Source organism: Fischerella sp. PCC 9605, assembly GCF_000517105.1.
Lineage (GTDB): Bacteria > Cyanobacteriota > Cyanobacteriia > Cyanobacteriales > Nostocaceae > PCC9605.
Genome location: NZ_KI912152.1, coordinates 138,447 through 161,839 on the forward strand (window position 1 = coordinate 138,447; position 23,393 = coordinate 161,839).

Sequence of the window (23,393 nt, forward strand, 5' to 3'; positions counted from 1 at the left end):
GCGGCTTGCATCCATCCATTGGCTACTTGAGAAAATCCATCACCCATAGGAATAATTGTATTGCCCATATGTTCAAGTAGCGATCGCAAGTCAGTCCTAAGATTATTAATTGACCAATTTCTTTGGGCTTCAATCTGACAGCTGGCTTCAAGCGCCCAATCTTTTTCAGCCCCCCGCTTACCAGTCTCTTTGTCGATGCGGATTAAGAAAGCGGTCATTTCATTTTTCTGGAGGATTTTCTCATATATGCGTCTGGGGTTGGTTTCGGCATAACCAAAGGGAGGACGAGGTGCTACCCAAACGTGCATGGGGATATCATCACGCATATTGGCTTGGGAGATAGAGTCAGGCTTCGTTGTATTGTCGAGTTGATGATTGGGCATCGCATCTTGGCTAGGGGAAGAGGCAGGCTTAGATATACCTTGCGAAGAGCCAATTGTGCTATGCGATAAGCCCTTAAAGCCTGCCTCTTCCTTCCTTTCGCCTCGCAAGTCGCAGGAGTCCCCCCGCCTGACTCTATCTCTTCGATTCGCCCCGCAACGAACACGCCACAACTGTTGGGCACATTCGGTCGCGCCTTGGGATACAGCATGAAACACACCAAAAATTACGTCAAAATGAGGGGCACTAATGTCAACTCCCGTGCCCAAGCTAGGAGTGGTTAAGAGTACATCGATATTTTGAATGGCAGTGTTGATTTCTTTGATAAAGACTACATTTTCTTCACTACCAGAATTTTCTGAATGTATAGCCCAAACTCGAAGTTTGCGATCTTCTGGTTGTTTCAAACTTTCATCGAAGAAGGNAACTCTTAACGNGGAACGGGCAACAGGGAATGCTCCTTCGGAGCAAGGAACCCGGAACCCTGCCTCGAAGAGGCACTCACTGTTCTCTGTTAAGAGTTCCCTGTTCCCTATTCCCTCTTTAACCGAATCTACTAGTACTTGAGCATCTAGTAAAGTTAGCTCAAGTTTTTTGATAAACCGCTTACTGTCAGATGCGACATAGCATCGTTGTCCTGCCATCACCGAGGCGTGAATCTGTGCAACCAGGGCGCTGCTGTTTTTCCCTTCGTACCAGTAAACGTCACGCCCCCCGGATTTCCACTCGTTTAAAGCAACGTAGGGTTTCTCGCCGTCTGGGCGCATTGCCCGGAAAAAATCAATTGTTAAATCATCGAGGTGAGCATCTGCCAGCACTACCAGTTTCGCCTGATACACTAGAGATTCCAGCACCTCTAAAATTAAAGCGCGATGTTCCTTACACGTTTTTGATTTGAGCAGATGAGCTACATATTGGCAAGCTTCATCAATGAAGATGCAATCGTAAGCTTGCAAATCGCTAGCCATTTTGTAGAGGGAATCAACAGTAATGCTGAGGGCATCAGCTTCACTTAATTTCCCACATGCAATTGACGAATACATCTGCGTTTGTAGCCGCTCACTTAGGTTCTTGAGCAAGTTAACGCGATGACCGTTGTTCAAAAATCGTAGTTGCGGGTGCTGTTTTCGCCAGCTTGCTAAAAATTCGGTTTTACCAGTGCCCATATCAGAAAGCAAGCATACCAAGCCGGATGCTGGGAGTTTGTTTATGGCCTTGGTGAGAAAGCTCGAGTTGACCTTAACATCAGGCTTATACTTGCGTAATCCTCTGCTTTGATTGAGGAAAAATGATTGTTGATATTCTTTTAAGCTGAAAGCATCATCAATTAAAGTACTCACAGCTGAGGGAGCTTTCTTGCCAAGTGCCACAGCCCAATCGTCAATCCCCTTTTCTGGCCCTGGCAATTGTGCGACTTCGCAGCTACAACCAACTGCCTCAATTGCCTTGCCAGTGCGGATAGTCGCTTGAAATACCTGCCACCGGGTTTTGGGTTTGGTTTCGTAATCGAATAAAACAATAAACTGGCGTCCTGGTTGTGCCAGTGGTATTAAGTCAGGATGCAGGCGTTCATCAAAATCCTTCTGACCAACTCGTCCATTCCAAATACCCGGAAGTGCGATCGCTACATATCCAAGACTTAACAAACAGGCAGCTTTTTTTTCCCCTTCGCAAAGTATGATAGGGATTTCTGGGTGTAACTGCACCCACTCCCAGAATAAGCGTGGGTGCAATCTGTCAAATAGACGTAGCGCCAGGGGAGAAAGATAGCGCTTGATGTTGTACCTTTTGGCAACTTTCTTCCATAAGTGTTCTGGGACATTAAAATAGGTGACGCGGTTTGCCGTTTTGGGTGGGGACTCGTATTTAATTGATTTGGCTTTTTCCCAGTCAGTACGCGGATTATCGGGTTTGAAGCGACCCCAGATCATTGGTTCCCAATTGTTAAGTGGGTCGAGTCCACTTACCCACCAGCCCCCAAGAGTCGCTTGTTCGTACTGCTTTAAGTAAGAGTCCCGTAGTCGCCCACCGTTGCGTCTGGCTGTCTGCGGGAGCGCGTATAGTAAATATTCATAAACTTCGTTTCCAACCAGCGATCGCACATTTAATGCTGTTAATGCTGGGTCTACGCCTGAACCGACTACCCATTCCAATAAATGCTTTTGGATTAACGGTTGTGCGTTATTGTTTTCGCTCGTGTATTCCATTTTGGTAACTCCGATGTGTGTTCATCGGGGCTACCCACTGTTTGAGGTATTAGGCTTTGGTGCAGCTTTTCATGTGGTGCGATCGCTCTCCTTGGTATGGAGGCATAGGGAGCATCGGGGCAGGGGGCTCTTTGCAAGGGGGAAAATTTATCCCCCTGCTAAGAGCTCCCTTGCCTATAAAGGTTGGGCGGTTAAAACCCTTATCCTGAGCTGGCTTCAGAAAAATTTAAATTTTATTAAAAACTGAATTTTGCTGATAGAGTGCTCATGGTGTAAAGGTTTCAGACAATTTCAGACAATTTATGCCATTTGATTACATCCCAAGAAGCTTTACCTCAATTCACAGACCTTGTTAGATTAATTTTGGTTTTATTTTCTGGTTGGTTGCTTGAGTAGCAAACCATGTGCTTGGCGATTGCCAGCCTTGCGTCTGTGTGTGGGCAGCCGACCGATTTCTTTATGGTGCGAGTCGTTAAAAGCCCCTTTTTCAAAATCGAGTCAATTTTTTTAAAAAAAAGACTTTCTTCGTTGATGTTTTTTATGCTAATATCTTCGTACAAAGGCATGAAAAACCGGGCAAAAGCTTTACTGCTGTTGCCGTATTCTTGGTTGTCTTGAAAAAGACAAGCACTACCTTTCTTGTCTGAGTCGCGAGATGCCGTAGGTCTTACAGTTTGTTGGTTTCAAACTCCCCAGTCGTCCGCCAACACTGCTGTCTAACGGCTCGCCTACTCCTTCTGACTAGTTAAATATGTTTTCGTTTCACCTCCTGTTTAACCTGCTCTGCTTTATGTTTGCAGAGATAGGATCAGGTTAGCACTTTTTGTCTCTTTTTAAAAGAGCTATTGCTGAATATTTTTTGCGGAAATTTCTTGTCACTACAGAAATTGGTTTTCAAATTGGTAAAAACCTTGCCTATAGTAGGTTGAGCGCATTTATTTTTAATACAAAAAACATCAAAAACTTCCCCCATTACTTGAAGTAATACAGTCATGCGTCGCTTTGTTGGACTACGCCAGACATTAATCGATTATGGGCAAGACGCGCCCGCTGCGATCGCTCTTTTATGGTAGTTGGAGTGGGTATAAAAAAGATTTGTTGAGAGTGAGAGTTGATGATAAAATCGAGTGCAAGATACGGTTCTATATTTTTGCACTCATCTCGGTGGACTCACAAGACCCAACGCCTGATTTCACGACCTCTGACACCGATAATCGTCTCATTGAAATGTGGTTGCACGGTTTGTCCCGTGATACGCAACGGGGCTACAGGCGTTGCGTAAGTGAGTTCCTCTCTTGGGTAAAAAAAACACTCCATGCTGTCACCTTAGCCGACCTTCAAAACTGGCAGAATACCTTATTTGACTACGCCCCAGATACGCAAAGGCTAAAGATGGCTGCCATCAGGTCACTGTTGAGTTTCGGACACAAAATTGGTATGTTGCCGACTAATGCGAGTATAGGTTTGAGGCAGCCAAAAATTAAGGATACCCTTAACGAACGTATCCTCTCTGAAGAAGAGGTGGCTGCAATGATGGAAGCAGAGAAAAATCCCAGAAATGAAGCTATCTTGCTGCTACTCTACACCGGTGGCTTGCGAGTGGCTGAATTGTGTGCCCTGCGCTGGAAAGATTTATCTGCAAGAAAGTCTGGTGGACAATTGACTATATTCGGCAAAGGCGGAAAAACTAGAATAGTGCTTCTGCCCGATCCTGTTTGGAAAAAGCTGTGTAAGTTGAACAAGAATGCCGCTCCCTCTGACCCAGTGTTTGTGTCCAGGGAAAAAGATAAAAAAGGTAAAACCCTTGACCAATCCCAGGTCAATCGGATTGTGGCTGCTGCGGCACGAAAAGCGCGTATTGGCAAAAAGGTATCTCCCCATTGGCTCAGACACGCTCACGCAACCCATTCCCTCAACCGTGGTGCGCCACTACATTTGGTACAAAATACTCTTGGTCATGCCTCAATCGCAACCACCAGCAGATACCTTCATGCTCGCCCTGATGATTCCAGCGCCTTGTACTTGAACGTGGAAACTAAAACCACTTTTGATGCCACAACTGGTGCAATTGAGCCGAGTCCATCCAAACAACAAAAACAGCCTCGTCGTACCAAAGTGCAGGCAAACACATCGACTCTAAAATGCCCCAGCTGCAAATCCTCTGAACTTCAAAAAAATGGTTTTCAAGTATTAGCTGATGGCAACAAGCATCAGCGCTTTCGATGTAAAAGCTGTGGTTATGTATTTGCTCCCCTTTTATCAGTTAAAAATAAAAATTAGCAAACAACTACTTAGGGCGCTTACAATTATTGAATTATTTAATTTAGAACTTGAAATTCGTCTATCAAAGCTATATGTCCAGCCAGAATTCTGACATGGTTCGCGTTTATTTGCGAGAAATTGTCCGGTTTCCCTTGTTAACAGCAGACCAAGAAATTGCTTATGCAAGGCTTGTACAGCAAGTGATAGCTATTGAGGAGCAAAAACACAAGCTCGCTCAACAATTGTGTCGCCAACCAACGCTCTCAGAATTAGCGAATTTTGTCAACAAAAGCGAAACTTCCCTCACTCAAATACTTCAGCAAGGGAAAATCGCCAAGCATCATATGGTGACAGCAAATCTGCGACTGGTGGTTTCGATCGCCAAAAAGTATCAGGGTCGCAATCTGGAGTTCTTGGATTTGATTCAAGAAGGAGCGATCGGCTTACAACGTGGTATAGAAAAGTTTGACCCAAGCCGAGGTTATAAATTCTCAACTTATGCAAAAGGCGTGGATCAGCCAAGCAATTACAAGAGCGATCGCCGAGAAATCCCGCAGTGTACGCTTGCCAGTTTATATCACCGAACAACTCAACAGAATAAAGAAGGTACAGCTGCAATTATCTCAAACACTCGGTCGGCGTGCTACGGTAACAGAAATTGCTAATGAATTAGGCGACAAGCCAAGCCAAATTCGAGAATACCTTAGTCTTGCTCGTGGGACAGTTTCTTTAAGTATGAAAGTAGGAGACAATCAAGATGCAGAATTAGGTGAACTTTTGCCGGATGAGGGCATCTCATCTGACGAGCAGATAACTCAACAACTGCTGCGCCAAGACTTAAGTAATTTGTTAGCATCACTTAAACCCATGCAGCGTGAAGTGTTAATTTTGCGGTTTGGACTGTTAGACGATCGAGAACTGACTTTGGCCCAGATTGGTCAGAAGTTAAATATCAGTCGAGTGCGAGTTAGTCAGATCCAGAAGCAGGCAATGACTGTTCTGCGTCGTCAAAAAACAGATATTGAGCAGTATTTATCTTCCTGAAAAGGACATGCGAGGCTCTACTGTTCACCTCTCCCATTGCCATTGCCAGTTTGACGCTCCAAATGCTCCGGTGATGCGGCGAATTTCTGCTTGCCATGAAGGCGCGATCGCGTTCTGATTGTACTGCTTTTCGTGCTACAAGTTGTATTATTTAGGTAGTAGAAGTAGTGAGCGCGTAAAAGATTCATTTATTCATAGAATCGCCACTTCATTTTTTGTCAAATACCATGTTTGACCCCGATATTTACTCTCTATCGGTTCACACAGAAGATACTGCTGTCCCACAGAAATGATTTTTAACCTCATCCCTTTACATGGGTGATGTGGGTGAGAAATTCGGATTCTCTGCCCAGGGATAAAAGTAGTGGTAGGGCGGTTTAGTTGCTCTAGCCACAGCTTCAACTTTTGTCGCTGGGGCTGGCTTACTCGTCGGCTAGCTTCTCGAAGTACTTGTGTTGGAAATGCTCAAAGCATGAGTACTAGCATTTCGGCATCTTCACAGACCTCCAGACAATCAACCACGTAAAGAATGTTTTCAATGGTGAACCATTAGTCTAAATCGTCCGCCATTGTTTAACTCACAAAGCGACCATTAATGTAACCGCTTTTTTAGGGACAGTCCTTGTTTAAACTAGTGTGGGGTTTGGGAGCATCCAGCAACACAACCAGTTTGTGAGCGTGCGCTCGGTTCCACCCACGCAAAAACTCTAGGACAGCAGTTCTCAAGTTTCAAGTTTGAAACAAGCAACGACTTGCCCGTGATCGGATTTCCATATGTCAACTTGATCGTCACTTAAGGTTTCATCAATGAGATGGTCGTTGAGCACCGAAACGTAAGTTACTTGACCAATACGACGAGGGTTCTGTGCTACAAATTCTTCACTGACAAGAATGTGATCGAGACTCTCATAATGACCGTTGTGAATATGGGTATAGTAAAAGTCGCCGTAGCTCTGACGCGCCTGAATATCCTTAACACTATAGAGGAGTACATCCCAGATTTCCTTCTTTTTCTCAAGCTTGAGCTTTTCCCAAGCTGGTTCACCACAGACAATTTGAGTCGTTACCGCCAGAGCACTATCATTCAAATCTCCCATAACAATAACGGGGTTATTTTGGTGTCGCAGCGTATCCATGAGGATTGTTCGCACAGCAGTTGCTTCGGCGGCTCTACGAATTAAAGCCCGTGCTTGTGCTTGAGCTTTTTCTACTGGATCGTCGCGGTCGACTCCTTCTGGGTAAATGGGTCGCTTAGACTTAAGATGAACGACAAAGACCGTACATTGTAACGTATCGCTTAAGGCTAGCTGTGCTGATAGCACAGGTCGAGAAAAAGTAGTGAGGGGAATGGCTGCTCCTTCTATATCCAAGTTTGCTTGAAGCGGAAATTCGCTAAAAACTTGGTGCTTGAGGATAGGGAATTTAGACAGGAGCGCAACAACTGGCTTATCACCAGTAGGATTAGCCGCGACCAGTTGAGCATCTGCATACATTTTGGTTTGAGCGAGTACTTCTTCGAGCGCTTGTTGATGAAAAAGTTCCTGAAAGCCAATGATGTCAGCTTCCATGTGCTCTAGTTGGCGAGAAAGCCAAATCTTTTTTCGCTGATAAACTTCTGGACTATATTTATTTTTCTCGTAATAGATGACACCAGGCAGCACAAGATTAAAAAGGTTGAACGTGCCGACCTTAAAGCTCTTGTTGCGGGGTGAGGTTACAGCAGGTGCTTCAGGTTGGGCGGTGCGACTGCTCTCAATCATGGTATCTCCTATTACATTCGTGACAACTTAAGATAGCATTGCAGGTGACGTTAATAATCCGCAATTATTGTGCCATTGTTCAAAAATTAGATGGGTTTCACTCTTGAGTATGCACGCGCTGAGCAACCTTTACAGCAAGGGGGTATGACGCGCGGAGTAGATTGTATTCTAAACTACAAACCCCTTCTCCCTCCACGCAGGATACCTAAAATTGCTGAAAATATATAAGGGGTTGTAAAAAAAATAAGTTGGTCAGGCGTATGTCTGCGCCCTTATGGGCGCACTTGTGAACTCCACTAAAGATTTTGAATAAGTTGAACGGCTCTTTCTACAATGGGGGGCTTCGGGACCCCCACGATAGTGGGGTTCAAAAACAATTAGACAAAATTGCCCAGCCTTATACATATTTACCCAGTAATAATCCTTAAAAAGGGGTGGCGGTGCGGGCGTTTTATAACTTGGCAACTCCCAGCTTGTGAGATCAAACGCCCGCACCGCCAAGGCGCTTGCATTTTGTCCAGGTTTTCCGCAGGGGTTGGGGGTTATAGATATTGATATTTGTAAAATTGATACTGACAAACTCGCAATAATTTCGTATATCAACAAGGTAAAGCTACTGAAAATTATTAAATGATTCCTCCTGAGCAGCTAATTCAAGAAACTATAGAACGATACAAAATGCGCTCCGCATCTCGCGAGCGCAACATTCGTAAACTTTCATCTGGTTCGGTTTTCGATGCAGACACCCCTGAACGTGTCAGCAGACGTTTAGAAAGAATTGCTCGTAATCCTGTAGCTGCTTCAATTTTATCTGAAGCCAAAATTAACCTAGATGATTTGTCAACAGAGGAGTTTAATCGCGTTGTCCAAGAGCGTATTCTCGGTCAAACAGACCTCATGAGTATTTCTTACTTGGAATATGGACTGAAAGTTTCGCGGTCTATATGTCGCATCATTTTACGCAGCCGCAGTGGCAGAGTGATGGGGTACGGAACTGGCTGCATGGTTTCCCCCCGTTTATTACTGACTAATAATCATGTGCTGTCTTCGGTGGAAGAAGCTATGTCAGCTTTGGCAGAGTTTAATTATCAAAGCAGCATAGATGGGCAGATGTTGCAGTCCTCTGCCTATGAATTAGATCCTGTTACTTTCTTTATCACGAATCGACAACTCGACTATAGCTTGGTTGCCGTTAAAGAAAAACTGGATGATTCTCCAAGCAATTTTGGTTGGAACCCTCTAATTGAAGAACAGGGCAAGGTGATAGTAGGAGAGTACGTTAACATTATTCAACATCCGGGAGGGGAACCAAAGCAGGTAGCGCTAAGAGAAAATCAATTAGTCGATTTGTTAGATGATTTTCTGCACTATCAAACAGACACAGCTGCTGGTTCTTCTGGCTCCCCTGTTTTCAATGACCAGTGGGAAGTTGTAGGGCTCCATCATTCTGGTGTTCCTAAAATGGATAATCAAGGTAACTACTTAACAATTGATGGAAGTATATGGACTCCAGGAATGGGAGAAGACCGCATTGCTTGGGTAGCTAATGAAGGAGTTCGCATCAGCCAGATTATTAAGGACATTAAAAATCAGCAAAATCTATCCCAAGTGCAACGCACTTTGCGTTCTGGGCTATTTGATGGAACTCAGCCACCTTTACCTGTTGTACCTATTGCCAAACAGCAAGAGCAGCAGTCGACGATCAACAGTGTCAATAATGGTATTGTCACCTGGACTATTCCTGTTCAAGTCAGTGTCAGCCTTGGACAAGCAGCGATCGCTTCACCAGTTCAACCTTCTTGTGTTACGGTGCATCCTACTCCAGATTCGCAAAGCGCCAAAACTTTGCCGTCTGATGTCGAATTGCCAGATATTGAAAGCGATGCTGAATTGCAAGCAGAACTCAGACAATTAGAGCGCCTTCGCACTGGAGAAATTCTTTACTATGATGAGGCTGTTGATACGCGCAATCGTGACCAATATTACAGTGAAATTCTAAGAGAATTGAACTCGTTAAACAAGTCCGAATTATTTAATCGCCTGCATCAGTTACTGGAGAAAACCCACACGAGAAAGTTAGGTTATGAGCCGAAAAAGTATTTGTATCCTTGGGTGGATCTGCAACCTGACTTAAAGATTAGAAGTATTTACTCGCATTTGGAATATACACCAGAACAAATTATCCAAGAGGATCTGCTAATTGAAAAAAGGCGAGCATCTCGTTTGCAAGAAATCATACTTAAAGAGTCACTAACGACAGCACAGATTTTAGAAAGGGTAAATACCCTTGAAAGAGATTTACCATACAACTGTGAGCATGTGGTTCCACAATCATGGTTTAAAGATGTGTCGCCTAATCCGATGAAAGGTGATTTACATCATTTATTCGCATGTGAGGTACCATGTAACTCATTCCGAGGAAATAGCCCCTACACAGACTTTGCTGATTTTGATAACTTTGACGAAGGTATCCGTAACAATTGCGGTAAATCTGAAGGTAACAAGTTTGAACCTGGTTTTGGTAAAGGGGAAGCTGCACGTGCTACTCTTTACTTTTTGTTGCGTTATCCAGGCGCGATCGATAACTCGAATAACGAGTACAAACTAGAAAATTTAAAAACTTTACTTGATTGGCATAAGCAATCTTCTATTTCCGAACATGAGAAACACAGAAATATGGCTATTGCCAGTACGTACAAGCAGGGCAACCGTAACCCACTAATTGACTTTCCAGAATGGGCAGACTTAATCGATTTTAGCTTAGGTATTGGGTAAACTATTGACAGACCGAAAGTTAATAGGTAATAAATTAAAAAAGCTCCTAGTATTAGACATACTAGGAACTCTTGAAATTCTTGTTTGTTCATTGCAGTAATGCATTTTTAATTACTGATTGACTCTGCTTTCAGAATTAAGCTCAAGTTCAAATTGGGCTTTTTTTCATATGTATAAATGTGCGACCACTATAGAAATCGCCGCTAGTTAACGCTTGGACTGATTTGACCAAATTGATATTTAAACATATCCAGATGAAGGTAAACTTGTAAGTTACACAATTTACATCCACTATCAATGTAGAAGCGATCGCTCCTAACTTTTGCAAGGAGAACTATTATATGGGTGTAGACGGGGTAGATATAGCGTCGCTGACACAGGGGGCAAACTAAACCGTATAGTTTAAAAATCTGGCTTGTATTTAGAGGTGAGATTTTTTCTAAAGTCTTGTCCTGCATGGGTTTCAGGCATTTGATCTTCCAGGGCGATCGCAATTGGAACATACTTGCAACGAAGTAGGACATTTTTTGGCTGTTTCTTACCCCAAAGAATTGATAATACTTTGGGGTAGAAGCTTCATTTTTTGGTCTACAAACCTTTATCCACAATACTTTCACGGATTTAAAGTTCAAATATACTCTGGTTTTTGGCGTAAAAAATCGTAAATAAAGTTAATAGATACTTCTGTTTTTGTAACCGTACACACCCAAGATTTGCAGCCTTGCGTGATTTTTACTAAAAAGTCTGAAACCTATGCAGAACAAGAGTTTATAGACGAGCTTGCCTAAATCGGACTAGCAAATATTAAACTATACGGTTTAGTTTGCCCTCTGTGTCACCTACGCTATATCTACCCCAAATAGTCACGATTATCTCCCGTATATCCCGAAAATTCTAGGAGTTTGCTGGTCGAAAGTAGGCCATGCCGCTGAATCGACGGCCAATTCACTGTCTCTGCCAGATGATAAATATGTTGGGGTAATTTTGACACATTTTTTCCTTCATAGATGCAATCAAGTTATAACGAAATTTTCAATTGTATGCATCTTACTACCCTATGATTTTTTCAGGTTAATATCGCATCAGTAAAAGACTTCTTACAAAACTATAAAAAATTATTAAACTGACACGATTAAAGGCGGGGCGTTGCTTAATCATGGAATGATTTCTCGCCCAATTAGGAATAAATTTTCGCTGTTTCCACCGTCTATTTATCCCGCTGTCTCTGCAACGCCGAAAAAGTATATGTGGGTGAGCAAAGTAGAGTTTTAGAAAGACTAATACTCACCTACTGTTATCAGTATCCTCTTGGTCAAGGTAATCTTCGACAAGGGAGCGATCGCAGTTTGGACAATCTAAAGATGTCGCGTCCATCATCGATAAGGCAAGTAATGGGCTGCGATCGCTTAACTAAATTTATTATCTGAATTTAGCTCTTAACTTCAATCTCAAAATCAAGATTTTCACTAGTAAACTGTTACCGTTAATAGCATCTTAATAGCAGGACATTGAACACTTTTGCGCTCTCCTCTCCATCGGCAGGGGAGTTTTTTCGTTTAAATAACATCGAATAACTAACCGCAGGCAGTATCTTGAGATTTGCATCAGTTTAATACTTATTGACGCTCACTGAGGTGCAGACGCACCATTGTTGTTATCTTGAAAGAACAGATCTAAACGGACTTCCATAGCTGGAGGTTTCCTCCAACTTCAGTCCTCCTGAACTCCCAAGTTCCCAGGCACACCGCGTTTGCTACAAGTAGCACGATGTTTTCTCCTTTTAGGCAGTGTTGATTCACTGCTGGGCGTTTCAAACAGTGATAGCTGTTTGGGTTCCGGCAAGTCCCGCCGTACCTTATGAATCTGTTTAAGCACTATTCGGGGCCATCTTACCATCAGCCTGAATGGCTGTATTACCTTCTTTTCTCTCACCCCCGGTAATGTTGATGAGCGTGATGCGGCCTATGATGTAACGGAAGGACTGTCAGGCTGGTTGTTGGGCGATAAGGACTATATCAGGCCAGCCCTTACAGAAGACCTAGCAGAACAGGACTTGCATTTGATAACGCCCCTCAAGGCAAACATGAAAGAATCCCGCTCACCTGCTTTCCTTGATCTCTTGAAAAACACCAGACGAAAAATAGAAACCGTCATCGGCCAGCTTACAGAAAGGTTTGGCTTTGAAGCTGTTCGCGCTAAAGACACCTGGCACTATTACGCCAAACTCACAAGAAAACTCCTGGCCCATACCATGTGCTTGCTGATCGCAGGTTCCTTGCAATTTGATTCAATTTTAAAAGTCTGACACGGCGTTACATATGGTGTTTTATGTTAACCAAGCTCAACCATAAACTACCGCTGTAGTTGATGGCTATATAGTTATTTTTGTTAAGTAATAAGTAGATGTGCTTACTAACTCTGGCTGTTGATGGTAAATTTAAGGTTGCTTGGTTAGAAATGACTATAGCGATCGCTGATAATTCCTACACACTTGAGGTTTGTATCCATGCACTCATGGGAGACACCAGCCGTTAACAGAATGTGGTTGGTGTTTTTTATCTAGCATAAGCTAGAAGACTCCCGCTACACGAAGTTAGCGGGAGATGAATAGCGGTCAAAAACGAAACACCCCTGAAACAAAATCGAGTGAAACGAGATAAGTGGAAGGGGTGGTTGAGTTTTTGACAATAAATATGGTAGTCTACTTGATAGTAATTCGGTCAGGAAATGATAGTCTACGAAGCAAAAGCAGAAGCAACAAAAGAGCAGTTACTCAAAGCGAACGAGGCTTTGAGGACTGCTATTTTTGTTAGAAATTCCTGCTTGCGCTATTGGATGGATGGTCATGCCAAGACTGGTTACGATTTGAATAAATACACGAAAGCTCTATCGGATAATCCTGCATTTCCTTGGGTATCAAAACTCAACTCAACGGCAAGGCAGGCAATGGCAGAACGTGCGTGGGCAGCAATTTCCAGTTTTTTTGAAAATTGTAAAAATAAGAACTTTAATTTCGGCTTCTTTAAGATCCGGATCAAACTTGATACACTGCCCCCGATAAAGGGCGGGGTAACATCCCGCGCTTGGGTTGAATTTAGGGGGTAGCGCGTCCCTTCTTTTACGTTTACCCGATTGCCAATCATAGTAACGAGTCAAAAACGATGAAACCTGCCCCAAGACAAACTCAATAGCCGCTCGGCGCAGGTAGGACGGGAACTTATAAAACCGTGCACACCCCGGATTAAATCTAGTCAACTTCATTAAAAACATTAAGTCCGTATCCTCCCGACGTATGCGTAAAGAATACGGTGAATACTTGGAAAAATATTTATGGAGCGGGGAATTTTGGAATGATGAAACAACTATTATTTCCGTGGGAGCGAGTGCAAGTATTGACGTATTAATTTCTTATATCCAGATCAGGCTGTACTGCTGATAGATCCTGACCGCCGCTAACTACCGCTTGACCCTTCCAAGCGTAGGATGCGCGGCGGATTTGCTCAAAAATTCAAACTATGAGTGGTCGGCAAAAAAACCTACTCTGTGCAACTTACAGAACAAGAAAAAAGGCTGTTGCAGCCAACTTGCGATCGCCCGGAAAACGAGTTAAAGCAAAGCTAAACGCGCCAAAATCATACTTGCGACTGCGGAATATCCGGAATGGACAGATGCTCAAATTGCAGAAAACATAGGTTGTTCACCAGCTCTGGTACGAAAATGGCGAAAACGTTGGTGTCTTGCCTCGTAGTTTGGAAGAAGCACCACGTCCAGGTCGTTCGCCCCCGTCTGTTTCAGGCAATTGTGCGAGCGCAAGTGACAGCGATCGCTTGTAGCAAACCAGCAGATTTTGATATCCCTTTGGCAAAGTGGAGTTGTAGTGACATTGCTACGCAATTAATCACATTGGGCATTGGGCATTGGTGGCAGAGCAAAACTGGATGGAAAAATATTTTAAATAACTTACGCGCGCGGCATATAAGCAAAATTTTTCTTATACTTAAATATGGTGTTATGAGCGTGTTTTTAACATCATATAAACAATCCAATCGTCAATAATTTAAGGAGATTGCGACTGAATATATTTTTGCAACACAACCCTGGTAATTGCCAAAGCATTTGCTAGTTTAGTATATTAATAAAAAAACATAATATCAATATAAATACTCTCTACAGAATTAAGAATAATTTAGGATAATTCAAAAAGTTTAAGCAAAGTATATATAATACTTTAGAGGTGTTGATTTACTTCTCAAACTCTCACTCCAAATTCATATCCATTGCTCTTAAGTTTATAAATTTGCTATTAGTTATCGATTTTATTCATGGGTATTGGCTTTAAACCAAAAAGGAATATAAATCACTATGTCTGCACCATTTAGTAATTTGAGAAATAAGGGCATTATCTTTGCAATGGTCGGGGTTGGAGTAGGAGCAGTCATCTGCTTATTTCCCAACAGCAACAACATTGTTAAGACATTAGGAACTTGGTTAGCGGTGGGTTCCATGGGTTCCTTGGTGGCTACTCAGTTTATTGTCGATTCAGCTGAAAGCCTTTATGAATCTTTGCGTGAAGAAAATGAAAAAAAGTTTTTAATAAATCACAGACAGATTAAAGAATTAGAATCTCAAGAGAAAGTGATTCAAGCCTTAGAAGCTGAGTTACAAATTGCGTGTATCAAGCTTAAAAAGCGTGAAAATAGTGATTTGGGAGCTGCTATAAGTTTTATTCAAGTAAGCTTTGATAAATGTCAAACCCAGATATCAAAATTACTTGAAAGGGCAAAAAAACAATACCCAGAAATTAAAAACTGGATGAAAATCGCATCCGATTTTGATAGCTATATTAAAGATTATTCAGCACAAATAAAAGTATTAAGTAATCAGTCTAGTGCTGAAGAATTGATTGAAACATCGTTAGCAGTTCAATACGGCGTTATTTATTATGGTTCGCTCTTAAAAATAAAAATACTTAATTCTGTTATTATCTATCTACGTCAGCAACTGGATGAGGTGATGCCAGTTGAGCAACAGACCCAAGTAGTGGAACACTCAAAAGTCTCCTACCAAAGGTACGTAGAGGGTTTGTCAGGTGGTACACTTTACTCCTGATGTCTGTGCCAGATGTCCTTTACGAGAACGCTGTACTGCAAGTAAAACTGGACTTAGCACCCACTTGCATTCTAAATTCCGATCTCATTGGCACACTTACATCTCGAATTGTTCGCCATTCCGAATTAAAGGATAAACTGCATATGGCACCACTACCGATTGAGGTGGAACCAAAGCCTATTAGAGTGATGCGGTATGAACGCAATCAGCAAAATTCTGCCCATTGCTCACGACTCGGGTCTGTCAGTAGGATTGTGTAAATGGTTCACGGTTATGGGTGATGAATTATCAACCGTAACGACAAGAACAGACCATGACGACCACAAAGACACGAACGAAAAAAGCCTCTTCCCGGTTTCGGCAAGAGTTGTTGGATGAACTGTTGACCGAGATCAAGGAACCCTCCTCAGACGTGTTCAGCACAGCCGGGATGTTCCAAGAACTGAAAGCCGCCCTGATGGAGAGGATGCTGGAAGGGGAACTGACCCATCACTTGGGATATGGCAAGCATACCCAGGCCCGCGAAACAACGGAAGACCAGCGCAATGGCAGCTATCCGAAAACCGTGCATACCGGACAGGAAACCGTCACCATTCAGGTGCCCCGTGACCGGGATGGGGATTTTAGACCCCAACTCCTGAAGAAAGGACAACGCCGCCTGGAGGGCTTTGACGATAAAGTGCTATCCCCCCTCTATGCGCGGGGCATGTCCATGCGCGAAATCCAAGAACATCTGTACGAAATATACGGTACAGACGTTTCAGCGGAATTAATCTCAGAAGTCACCGATAGTGTTCTGGAGGAGGTAAAAACCTGGCAAAGCCGCCCATTGGATGCGGTTTATCCTATCCTGTACCTGGGTACCTGGATGCCCTGGTGGTCAAAATCAGAGAAAACAATCAGATTGTGCAGAAATCGGTGTTCCTTGCCATTGATGTCACCCTGGAGGGCAAGAAAGATATTCTGGGCATCTGGCTGGCTAAAAACGAGGGGGCAAAGTTCTGGATGGCTGTCCTGACCGAGATCAAAAACCGAGATGTCCAGGATGTCCTGATTGCCTGTGTTGATGGGTTGACGGGCTTTCCAGAGGCCATCAATGCTGTTTTTCCCCGCACGATAGTGCAGCTTTGTGTGGTTCACCTGGTGCGGAACAGTTTGCGGTTCATCCCTAGCGGGAAGTCGCGGCAGACCTGAAATTGATCTACACTGCTCCCACCGTCCAGGCCGCTGAGGCAGCCCTGGCCGCCTTCCAGGAAAAATGGGACGATAAATACCCAACCATCTCTAACACCTAGCAACGCCGCTGGCAGGAAATCATCCCTTGCATCAGCCTGCCCGCAGATATCCGCCGGGTCGTTTATACCACCAACACCATCGAGGCGGGCAACCGCCAGGTCAGAAAAATCATCAAAACCAAAGGAGCCTTCCCCAATGACGATGCTGCCCTGAAACTGATCTTTTTAGCCTTGAAAAACACCCAGAAAAAATGGACACTGCCCATCAGAGAATGGAAATTAGCCCTCAACCAACTAGCGATCCTTTTCCCAGAAAGACTGCCCTAACCCTGTGCCAGTTTACACAAACTATCTGATAGACTCCACGACTCCCAATGCACTCGCGATGGATATCGTCAGTTAGCAGTGATACACCAGACAGCCACAAATTTTTGCAACACAACCCTAATTTTTACATAACAGTCAATCACGGGAAAATCCCACAACCAAGGACGAAAATACCTCTTCCCTGTCAAGAATTCACTGTTAAGAGTTCCCTATTTTCAAGACAGGAATAGACTGAAACCCTTATACAAAAACCTTTCACACTTCGCCTTTTCAAATCCCATGCATAAGATGAGAGTAAGGGCTTTTGTGCATCAGATTTTCATCGTAGAATAAACCAAGATATTAATTTGGAGAATTTCCAAATGAGTAATACTTCAGCGGTGCAAAAAATTACAAGCAATCCCTTACTCAGTAAATTTAATTTAAGAGTAACGAAGAAACAAATCTTATTCAGTACTCTAATTGTATCGCTTAGTTTAATAGGTTTGGGTGCTTTCTGGTTCGCTTCTAGGTATAAATTCGACAATAAAATGTCAGTAAAACTGCAAGAATTATCTAATGCCGAATATCCAGAAAATCCCGCAGCATTAAGCACAAATTTCCAAAGGTATTCCAGCAGGAAATTAACAATTCTTAAGAAAGATGGCACTAACTTTGATTTTGTGCTAGAGCCGACAAACGCAAGAACAGCAAAGATAGTTGTAAAAAATGTTGATCTAAGCCTTTTAGTACCTAAAGCACCTGAGTGGACTAAAAAAGATAAAGGTTTAGAAGTCATTGCTTTTACAGACAGAGAATGGAACAGACAACAGGTTAGTTTTCCTGCTAATTCAGAAAATATAGAAATTAGTGGAGGAGATGGTTTTGAAAAGCAAAATCTTGCAGAGATTGCATTGGCTAACAATTGCTTAAATGCAGGGTATTGGGAAATCTTACTTTTCACTAAAGAAAGTGGGAATAAAGCTCTTTACTACCAAAGTTGGTTCACGTTCCCAATGGGACATTACAAAAATATATTTGAAAAAATTAATAATATGTCCTATTGGAAGCATCGGTGGAGATTAGAACACTGGCAAGACCCGGCTGGTACGGTAGTTAATACAAATTTGCTCAGGGAAGTAATAGATGAAAAAGAAGCTCCGGCAAAATTCCCACTTGATGAAAGAATAATTTCATCCGGAGAGCAAAGTAGAAAAATTAGAACTACACTCGCCAAAAATCTGACAACTTGGGGAGATTTTTACAATGATGCTACGGAAATAAAATTTGCTTCTTTTCGACCACCAGGATACTATGATTCTGAAAAACCTTGGTTTAATCAATACTGGAGAATTGGTAAATTTGAAAAAGCTATTTTGAGAAACATTCAACCTGTAGGTGTTAAGCAAAAATTGCAGGAAATTGAGTTAGTGTTTAAAGACACAAAGAATGGTGAACAAAATCGGCTATTCATCAGTGGCGTCAACCTCAAAGGACTTCCTCAATTAACTGTAAACGACTATTCCAAAGGCTTGTATATGCCGATGGGAATTGGAATACCTCCTTTTTACCAAAGCTACGAAGAATTACAAAAGAATCATCCAGATAAAAGCCCTTACTTCAGTGTTTTGCTTGATTCAAAGAATAGATGGATAGATCACCATAGCTTAGCTGTTGATGGGCCAGTTATGCACCTTGATAAAGACAATCCAAACCTCCTGCATCTTTACTTGCTATCTTACGAAAGGAATACTTTAGTTGCTCATTTCTTAATCAACCTGGAATGAGTGAATTAGTGGTTCTCAGATGACTATTTCAAGAGTAAAATCTGAAAAAGAGGAAAACAGAGAAATTTTGGATTTTTCTTTGTTTTCCTCTTTTATCTAAGGTTATTTTATCAATTCTGGTTAACCTAATTCGGATAACTTTGCTGCTTAAGATATTTGTGAACCATTTGTAATAATTCTTGGGACTGTGGGGGCTTGCCTAAAAACTCAGTTGCGCCAACCGACATAGCACGGGCACGGTCAATTTGAGTATTCCGCTCTGTCAGAATAATAATAGGTGTATTCCGAAAAACGGGAGTGTCTCGCAAAAATTTACAGATGCTATAGCCATCAGCATTTGGCAGGAGCAGGTCTAACAAAATTAAATCAGGCTTGTGTTCAATGAGTTGGGAGAAACCTCGCATTGGCTCTGGAATACTCAACATTTGATACCCCGATGGCATCAAAATTTTTCTTAAAGTGTAAGCCAACACGGGACTATCATCAATGCAAGCGATTAAAGGCTGTTTCTGAACAGATGTGACAGGCTTGCTTTCTGATAGGGGGTATGTTGTCACAACTGTCTGTTTGACATTCGGTAATGGTAAATCTGGAATGTTTTGAAATTCCAGCACACCCTTTTCAAACCAAGGTATCAAGGAGAGGGTTAGCTCTGTCACCGATTTTTCCTGCTCTAGGGCAATATCCCATAAAGCGAACTTATTTTTGAAATACTTCTTCTCTAAAACCGGGAGTTCCTGAAAGTCTACTGTTGGCTTCAAAACTGGTGCGAGAGTGGGGCTAAGGTGGCCTAGACCAGCAGCTTGCCATTTTTGTCGTGCGTTCGTTGCTTGTGCAAGAACTGACAGTATTTCCCTGGAAGACAAAGCTACAAGCGAGGGGACATGTAATATATCTGTTTTACTAGGTTTCCAGTTGCTTTCAAAGTCTGTGTGGCTACTTAATTCAAAAAAACATTCTTGGACAATTGTACGAATTACTAATTTGGCTTGGATTGCACTCAGTTGCCTTTGACTGATTCCTTGAACAAGAAGGTGACATTCCCAAGGTTGATCTCCCGATAATTGTAAAGGCTCAACACCCCAGTTCCAGTTAGGACAATGTTGCTTTAAAGCTCTGTTCCAGCGCCTCACAGGATGCACCTCACTTGTGACATAGGTCAATTTACCATCACTTAAGTGAAGATTCCAAACGACTGTATGCTTGTGTAGAACAAGCACTCCATCACTAGCATGTTTACTCAGGTTGTTTAATTCTTCAGCCAGCCTTGTTAGTATCATTTGAAACAATTGCTATCCGCTCTCAATCATTATGCCGTAGCTTAGATCCTAGTTAATTGCTTGTATGATTGTGTTGCAAAAACTGGTGCTGAAGGATAGTGATTGCTCATATTTTGTGTAATATAATTTAATTTCTAAGACGAATTATCCACCAAGTCGTTATAAAAGGAGACAGCCCTAATAAGCTCATAATTTCTTGCTGTAGAAGATTTAAAGTGAAGTTATAAAAAGCACGTAATAATCGTTCAGCAGTGGGTATATCAGTCTGTTTCTTGGGATTATGGGGATATAGCCCAGTAAGAGTTTTGCTCTGTGCGATCAGTTTAGGTTTCAACAACAGTTTCCTGACACTCATAATCGAAACTAAGTAACCCTTCGACTCGGTGTTGGCGAAGAATCTCTGTTGCTTTTTGCAACAAAACCTGTGCTGTATAAGTACTCTTCTTGCACAGATGCTTACTTCCACACAGATTGAGGTATAATTTGCGGAGTCTACGAAACTGCCACAGGTGTTGACAGTTCTTAGGCACTTGCGTATGTAACTAGTGCAGGGAGGCTATATGGAAATCATCGCAAAACGCCGATGCAATCCAACGACTCTGGCGCAGTTGCTTGAGATTTTAGGGTATTATTTAAAGTTGCCCGCCTGCTTCTTAGACTTAAGGGGAAAATTTAGGTATTTCCCTGCCTCAAAAACGTCAATTTTGAAGTGATATCAAGGTTGCTAAAAATTTTCAGGGTGTTTTTTGCTTTATGTAGCAGCCCAGTAAAACTTAATCACATTAGTTTGCCAATGCTTGCCAAATTTTTCTGGTAAGGATAATTCGTGACAAGCTAAGACGCAATTAATTTTGTCAATTCGTAATAATCCTTAAAATTGAGTGAAATATGAGGTGTTAAATTCAGCTTGGTACTGTATTTTCATAGCAAGAAAGAATGATGCGTTTAAATCCGCCTACCTTAGCGAAGCTCCTCCGTTTGCGAAGCGTGTCCGAAGGACATAGGAGGCGGAGCCTCCCTAAAAATTGTGTTTACTAACCCGATTTTACCAATATTTTAGGTATGAATCTTATTGACAAACCAGCCGTAACCTTAACTTGTCAGCAATGGGTAGGGGTCTTGGGTCAAACACTTACCTTGTGCAGTTCAGGGCAAATTCTGTTTATTTGTGTCTACATATTTACTAAGGTTATAAATGGGTTAATTAAGCAGATATTGAATTCCCCTAATTTACTTACCTTTGCTTCCATTCTTTAAAAAGGAATGGATTTTCTAGAATTTATGGAGTTATATCTAACCAATCATGTTTAGAAAAATTTTCCAAAAATTGCCAGATCAACTCAAACTTCAGAATCAATTCATACTATTGCTGCTTTTAAGCACCATTATTCCTGTTTCTATCGTGGGATGGTACGGTATTTATTCTTCCACCAGCGCCCTATCGAAAGTTGCAAAAGAACAGCTGGAGGCTGAATCAAATAAAGAAGTCAACGATATCAGTGGATTTTTAAATGGTGTTAGCGATGACGTTTTATTCTTGAGCAAAATCCCCCCAATTCAAGGTATCATCCGAGCAAGAAAAGATGGCGGAGTAGATGGACAAAATAATTTATCGTACAACAGTTGGGTTGAACAGTTGCAGACTACCTTTACTGCCATGATGGAGCGTAAGCCCCGTTATATGCAACTCCGATATATAGACGAAAAAGGCCAAGAATTGGTGCGAGTTGATTCAGATGGCTCTAACATCAAAGTTATCCCCGAAACTAAACTGCAAAACAAGGGAGATAGGCCATATTTTAGCGAGACTATGAAGTTGTCTGTTGGGAGTATCTACGTCTCACGGGTGGATCTAAACCAGGAAAACGATCAAATTGAACGACCTTTTAAACCAGTGATTCGATACGCTACACCAATTATTGACTCAACTGGTCAAAAAAGAGGAATTGTCATTGCCAATGTATTTGCCGACAAATTCATAAAAGCGTTTAAAGAGGATAATAAAGAAGTAGAGAAGGGAAATAAAAACAAAGGTACAGAGAAGTTTCTGGTCAATCAAGACGGCTACTACATCTCCCATCCCAATCCTGAAAAGGAGTGGGGATTTGAGTTCAAAAATAATGAGAAATTAGACAAAGATTATTCTGTAGAAGTCGCTAAGCAAATATTGGGCAGTGAAAAAGGATTTATTGACAAGGGAGGTTATTTGTTTACCTACCATCGAGTCGATCCCAGTCCAAATCAACCGGAATTCTTAGTAGTTATTAATAAAGTCCCAAAGGATAGAGTTTTTGCTGCTGTCAACTCGTTTAAAATTGTTACCTCCCTGATTATTGTTGTTTCTCTAGCTGCGATCCTGCCTTTGGGAGTTGTCAGGGCACGCCAACTGGTAAATCTGATTAAGCAACTAATTAATGGAATATCTTCCTCTAGTCAGCAAATTTTCTCTGCGTTGGAACAGCAAGAACGCATAGCTAGTCTGCAAGCGGCTTCAGTACATGAAACCACTACGACTATGGATGAACTGGAAGCCTCCTGCCGACAATCAACTCAGCAAGCCAAAGCCGCTGCTACCGCCGCACAGCAAGCTCTTTCGCTTGCGGATAATGGCACCCAAGCAGTGGGAGAAAGCCTGGAAGGAATGTTCCTCTTGGAGGAGAAAGTAGCAGCAATCGCCGAACAAATTGTGCATCTGAGCGAGCAAGCCAGCCAAATTGGCAGTATTTCCCAAATTGTTTCTGAATTGGCAAACCGAACTAATATATTGGCGATCAATTCCTCAGTTGAAGCTGTCCGTGCCGGAGAGTATGGTAAAGGCTTTGCTGTGGTTGCTAATGAAATTACCAAATTATCCGACCAAAGTCAAAAATCTGCTGAAAAGATTAATGTCCTGGTTTCTAAAATCCAGAAGGCGATTAATTCAACAGTGATGGTAACAGAAGAAGGCACCAAAACAGTAAAGACGGGAGTGGAAATTGCTCAAAAAACAGATCGAGCTTTCGCCGGAGTGGCGGATGCCATTAACAATATGGTTTTAAACAATCAACAAATTTCGCTAAATCTCAAGCAGCAATTAGATGCTATCCAACAAGTTGTCCAAGCAATGGACACCATCAATAGGGGAGCAAAGGAAACTGCCACTGGCATTAGTCAAACTAGATCCGGTACCGAAGAACTTAACGCAACTGCCTTAATTTTGAAACGGATGGTATAGCTCAAAAAAGTAAATTGGGATGTTTTTTACTGA

Annotated in this window: 18 protein-coding genes and 5 pseudogenes; 16 read left to right on the top strand and 7 right to left on the bottom strand. The window is 42.3% G+C overall.

Annotated features, from left to right (window positions below):
- Positions 1–545: 545 nt before the first annotated feature.
- A pseudogene (locus tag FIS9605_RS46750) lies at positions 546–2,588 on the bottom strand (DUF3854 domain-containing protein); the annotation flags it as partial.
- A 1,437-nt stretch (positions 2,589–4,025) separates the two neighbouring features.
- On the opposite strand from FIS9605_RS46750, the pseudogene FIS9605_RS45665 reads away from it, so the two are divergent.
- From FIS9605_RS45665 to FIS9605_RS38795, 3 genes and pseudogenes are all read left to right on the top strand, one after another.
- Positions 4,026–4,580: pseudogene (locus FIS9605_RS45665) on the top strand (tyrosine-type recombinase/integrase); the annotation flags it as partial.
- Positions 4,581–4,703: 123 nt separating this feature from the next.
- Entirely contained in the window at positions 4,704–4,868 is a 165-nt protein-coding gene (locus FIS9605_RS45670; protein WP_231510545.1) for an IS1/IS1595 family N-terminal zinc-binding domain-containing protein, read from the top strand.
- A gap of 74 nt (positions 4,869–4,942) precedes the next feature.
- Positions 4,943–5,894, top strand: a pseudogene (locus FIS9605_RS38795) (RpoD/SigA family RNA polymerase sigma factor).
- A gap of 17 nt (positions 5,895–5,911) precedes the next feature.
- Here the strand turns inward: FIS9605_RS38795 and FIS9605_RS43330 are convergent.
- Together FIS9605_RS43330 and FIS9605_RS38800 are read right to left on the bottom strand one after the other, a co-directional pair.
- A complete protein-coding gene (locus FIS9605_RS43330) occupies positions 5,912–6,082 on the bottom strand; it encodes a hypothetical protein (RefSeq protein WP_155960595.1) in 171 nt (56 codons plus the stop codon).
- Positions 6,083–6,616: 534 nt separating this feature from the next.
- Complete coding sequence (locus FIS9605_RS38800) at positions 6,617–7,654, bottom strand: endonuclease/exonuclease/phosphatase family protein (RefSeq protein WP_051470199.1); 1,038 nt, start codon at positions 7,652–7,654, stop codon at positions 6,617–6,619.
- 630 nt (positions 7,655–8,284) lie between these two features.
- Between FIS9605_RS38800 and FIS9605_RS0130750 the strand changes: the two genes are divergently transcribed.
- A complete protein-coding gene (locus FIS9605_RS0130750; RefSeq protein WP_026735981.1) occupies positions 8,285–10,429 on the top strand; it encodes an endonuclease in 2,145 nt (714 codons plus the stop codon).
- Positions 10,430–10,632: 203 nt separating this feature from the next.
- On the opposite strand, the gene FIS9605_RS43335 is transcribed toward FIS9605_RS0130750, so the two are convergent.
- Together FIS9605_RS43335 and FIS9605_RS46755 are read right to left on the bottom strand one after the other, a co-directional pair.
- The gene (locus tag FIS9605_RS43335) at positions 10,633–10,953 is read right to left on the bottom strand and encodes a hypothetical protein (protein WP_155960596.1); all 321 of its coding nucleotides are present in this window, start codon (positions 10,951–10,953) and stop codon (positions 10,633–10,635) included.
- Between the two features lie 326 nt (positions 10,954–11,279).
- Positions 11,280–11,420 (bottom strand): DUF7002 family protein, encoded by a 141-nt coding sequence (locus FIS9605_RS46755; RefSeq protein ID WP_442854742.1) that lies wholly within the window; start codon positions 11,418–11,420, stop codon positions 11,280–11,282.
- A 256-nt stretch (positions 11,421–11,676) separates the two neighbouring features.
- On the opposite strand from FIS9605_RS46755, the gene FIS9605_RS44485 reads away from it, so the two are divergent.
- From FIS9605_RS44485 to FIS9605_RS0130795, 11 genes and pseudogenes are all read left to right on the top strand, one after another.
- On the top strand, positions 11,677–11,856 hold the full coding sequence (locus FIS9605_RS44485; protein ID WP_197036182.1) for a hypothetical protein: 180 nt from the start codon (positions 11,677–11,679) through the stop codon (positions 11,854–11,856).
- A 467-nt stretch (positions 11,857–12,323) separates the two neighbouring features.
- Entirely contained in the window at positions 12,324–12,734 is a 411-nt protein-coding gene (locus FIS9605_RS38805; RefSeq protein ID WP_269321113.1) for a transposase, read from the top strand.
- Between the two features lie 98 nt (positions 12,735–12,832).
- A complete protein-coding gene (locus FIS9605_RS46265) occupies positions 12,833–12,964 on the top strand; it encodes a hypothetical protein (RefSeq protein ID WP_269321087.1) in 132 nt (43 codons plus the stop codon).
- A 192-nt stretch (positions 12,965–13,156) separates the two neighbouring features.
- Positions 13,157–13,534 carry an RNA-guided endonuclease InsQ/TnpB family protein gene (locus FIS9605_RS38810; protein ID WP_051470201.1) on the top strand — a complete coding sequence of 126 codons (378 nt, stop codon included), beginning with the start codon at positions 13,157–13,159 and terminating at the stop codon, positions 13,532–13,534.
- 136 nt (positions 13,535–13,670) lie between these two features.
- A pseudogene (locus FIS9605_RS46760) lies at positions 13,671–13,865 on the top strand (transposase); the annotation flags it as partial.
- Positions 13,866–14,063: 198 nt separating this feature from the next.
- Entirely contained in the window at positions 14,064–14,177 is a 114-nt protein-coding gene (locus tag FIS9605_RS46765; RefSeq protein WP_442854748.1) for a helix-turn-helix domain-containing protein, read from the top strand.
- Positions 14,147–14,485 carry a hypothetical protein gene (locus tag FIS9605_RS0130765; protein WP_026735982.1) on the top strand — a complete coding sequence of 113 codons (339 nt, stop codon included), beginning with the start codon at positions 14,147–14,149 and terminating at the stop codon, positions 14,483–14,485. The genes FIS9605_RS46765 and FIS9605_RS0130765 overlap by 31 nt, the downstream gene beginning before the upstream one ends.
- 306 nt (positions 14,486–14,791) lie before the next feature.
- Complete coding sequence (locus tag FIS9605_RS0130775; RefSeq protein WP_155960597.1) at positions 14,792–15,538, top strand: hypothetical protein; 747 nt, start codon at positions 14,792–14,794, stop codon at positions 15,536–15,538.
- Positions 15,538–15,798, top strand: coding sequence for a hypothetical protein (locus FIS9605_RS0130780; protein ID WP_026735985.1), 261 nt, complete (start codon positions 15,538–15,540; stop codon positions 15,796–15,798). The genes FIS9605_RS0130775 and FIS9605_RS0130780 overlap by 1 nt, the downstream gene beginning before the upstream one ends.
- A 53-nt stretch (positions 15,799–15,851) precedes the next feature.
- Positions 15,852–17,100 (top strand): annotated as a pseudogene (locus FIS9605_RS40100) (IS256 family transposase).
- Positions 17,101–17,462: 362 nt separating this feature from the next.
- Entirely contained in the window at positions 17,463–18,866 is a 1,404-nt protein-coding gene (locus tag FIS9605_RS0130795) for a hypothetical protein (protein ID WP_026735986.1), read from the top strand.
- 125 nt (positions 18,867–18,991) lie between these two features.
- Here the strand turns inward: FIS9605_RS0130795 and FIS9605_RS0130800 are convergent, their stop codons facing one another.
- Entirely contained in the window at positions 18,992–20,146 is a 1,155-nt protein-coding gene (locus tag FIS9605_RS0130800) for a response regulator (RefSeq protein ID WP_026735987.1), read from the bottom strand.
- A gap of 127 nt (positions 20,147–20,273) precedes the next feature.
- Positions 20,274–20,501 carry a hypothetical protein gene (locus tag FIS9605_RS45680; protein WP_231510520.1) on the bottom strand — a complete coding sequence of 76 codons (228 nt, stop codon included), beginning with the start codon at positions 20,499–20,501 and terminating at the stop codon, positions 20,274–20,276.
- A 948-nt stretch (positions 20,502–21,449) separates the two neighbouring features.
- Here FIS9605_RS45680 and FIS9605_RS0130805 point away from each other — a divergent pair.
- The gene (locus FIS9605_RS0130805) at positions 21,450–23,360 is read left to right on the top strand and encodes a methyl-accepting chemotaxis protein (protein WP_026735988.1); all 1,911 of its coding nucleotides are present in this window, start codon (positions 21,450–21,452) and stop codon (positions 23,358–23,360) included.
- The last annotated feature ends 33 nt before the right edge of the window (positions 23,361–23,393 follow it).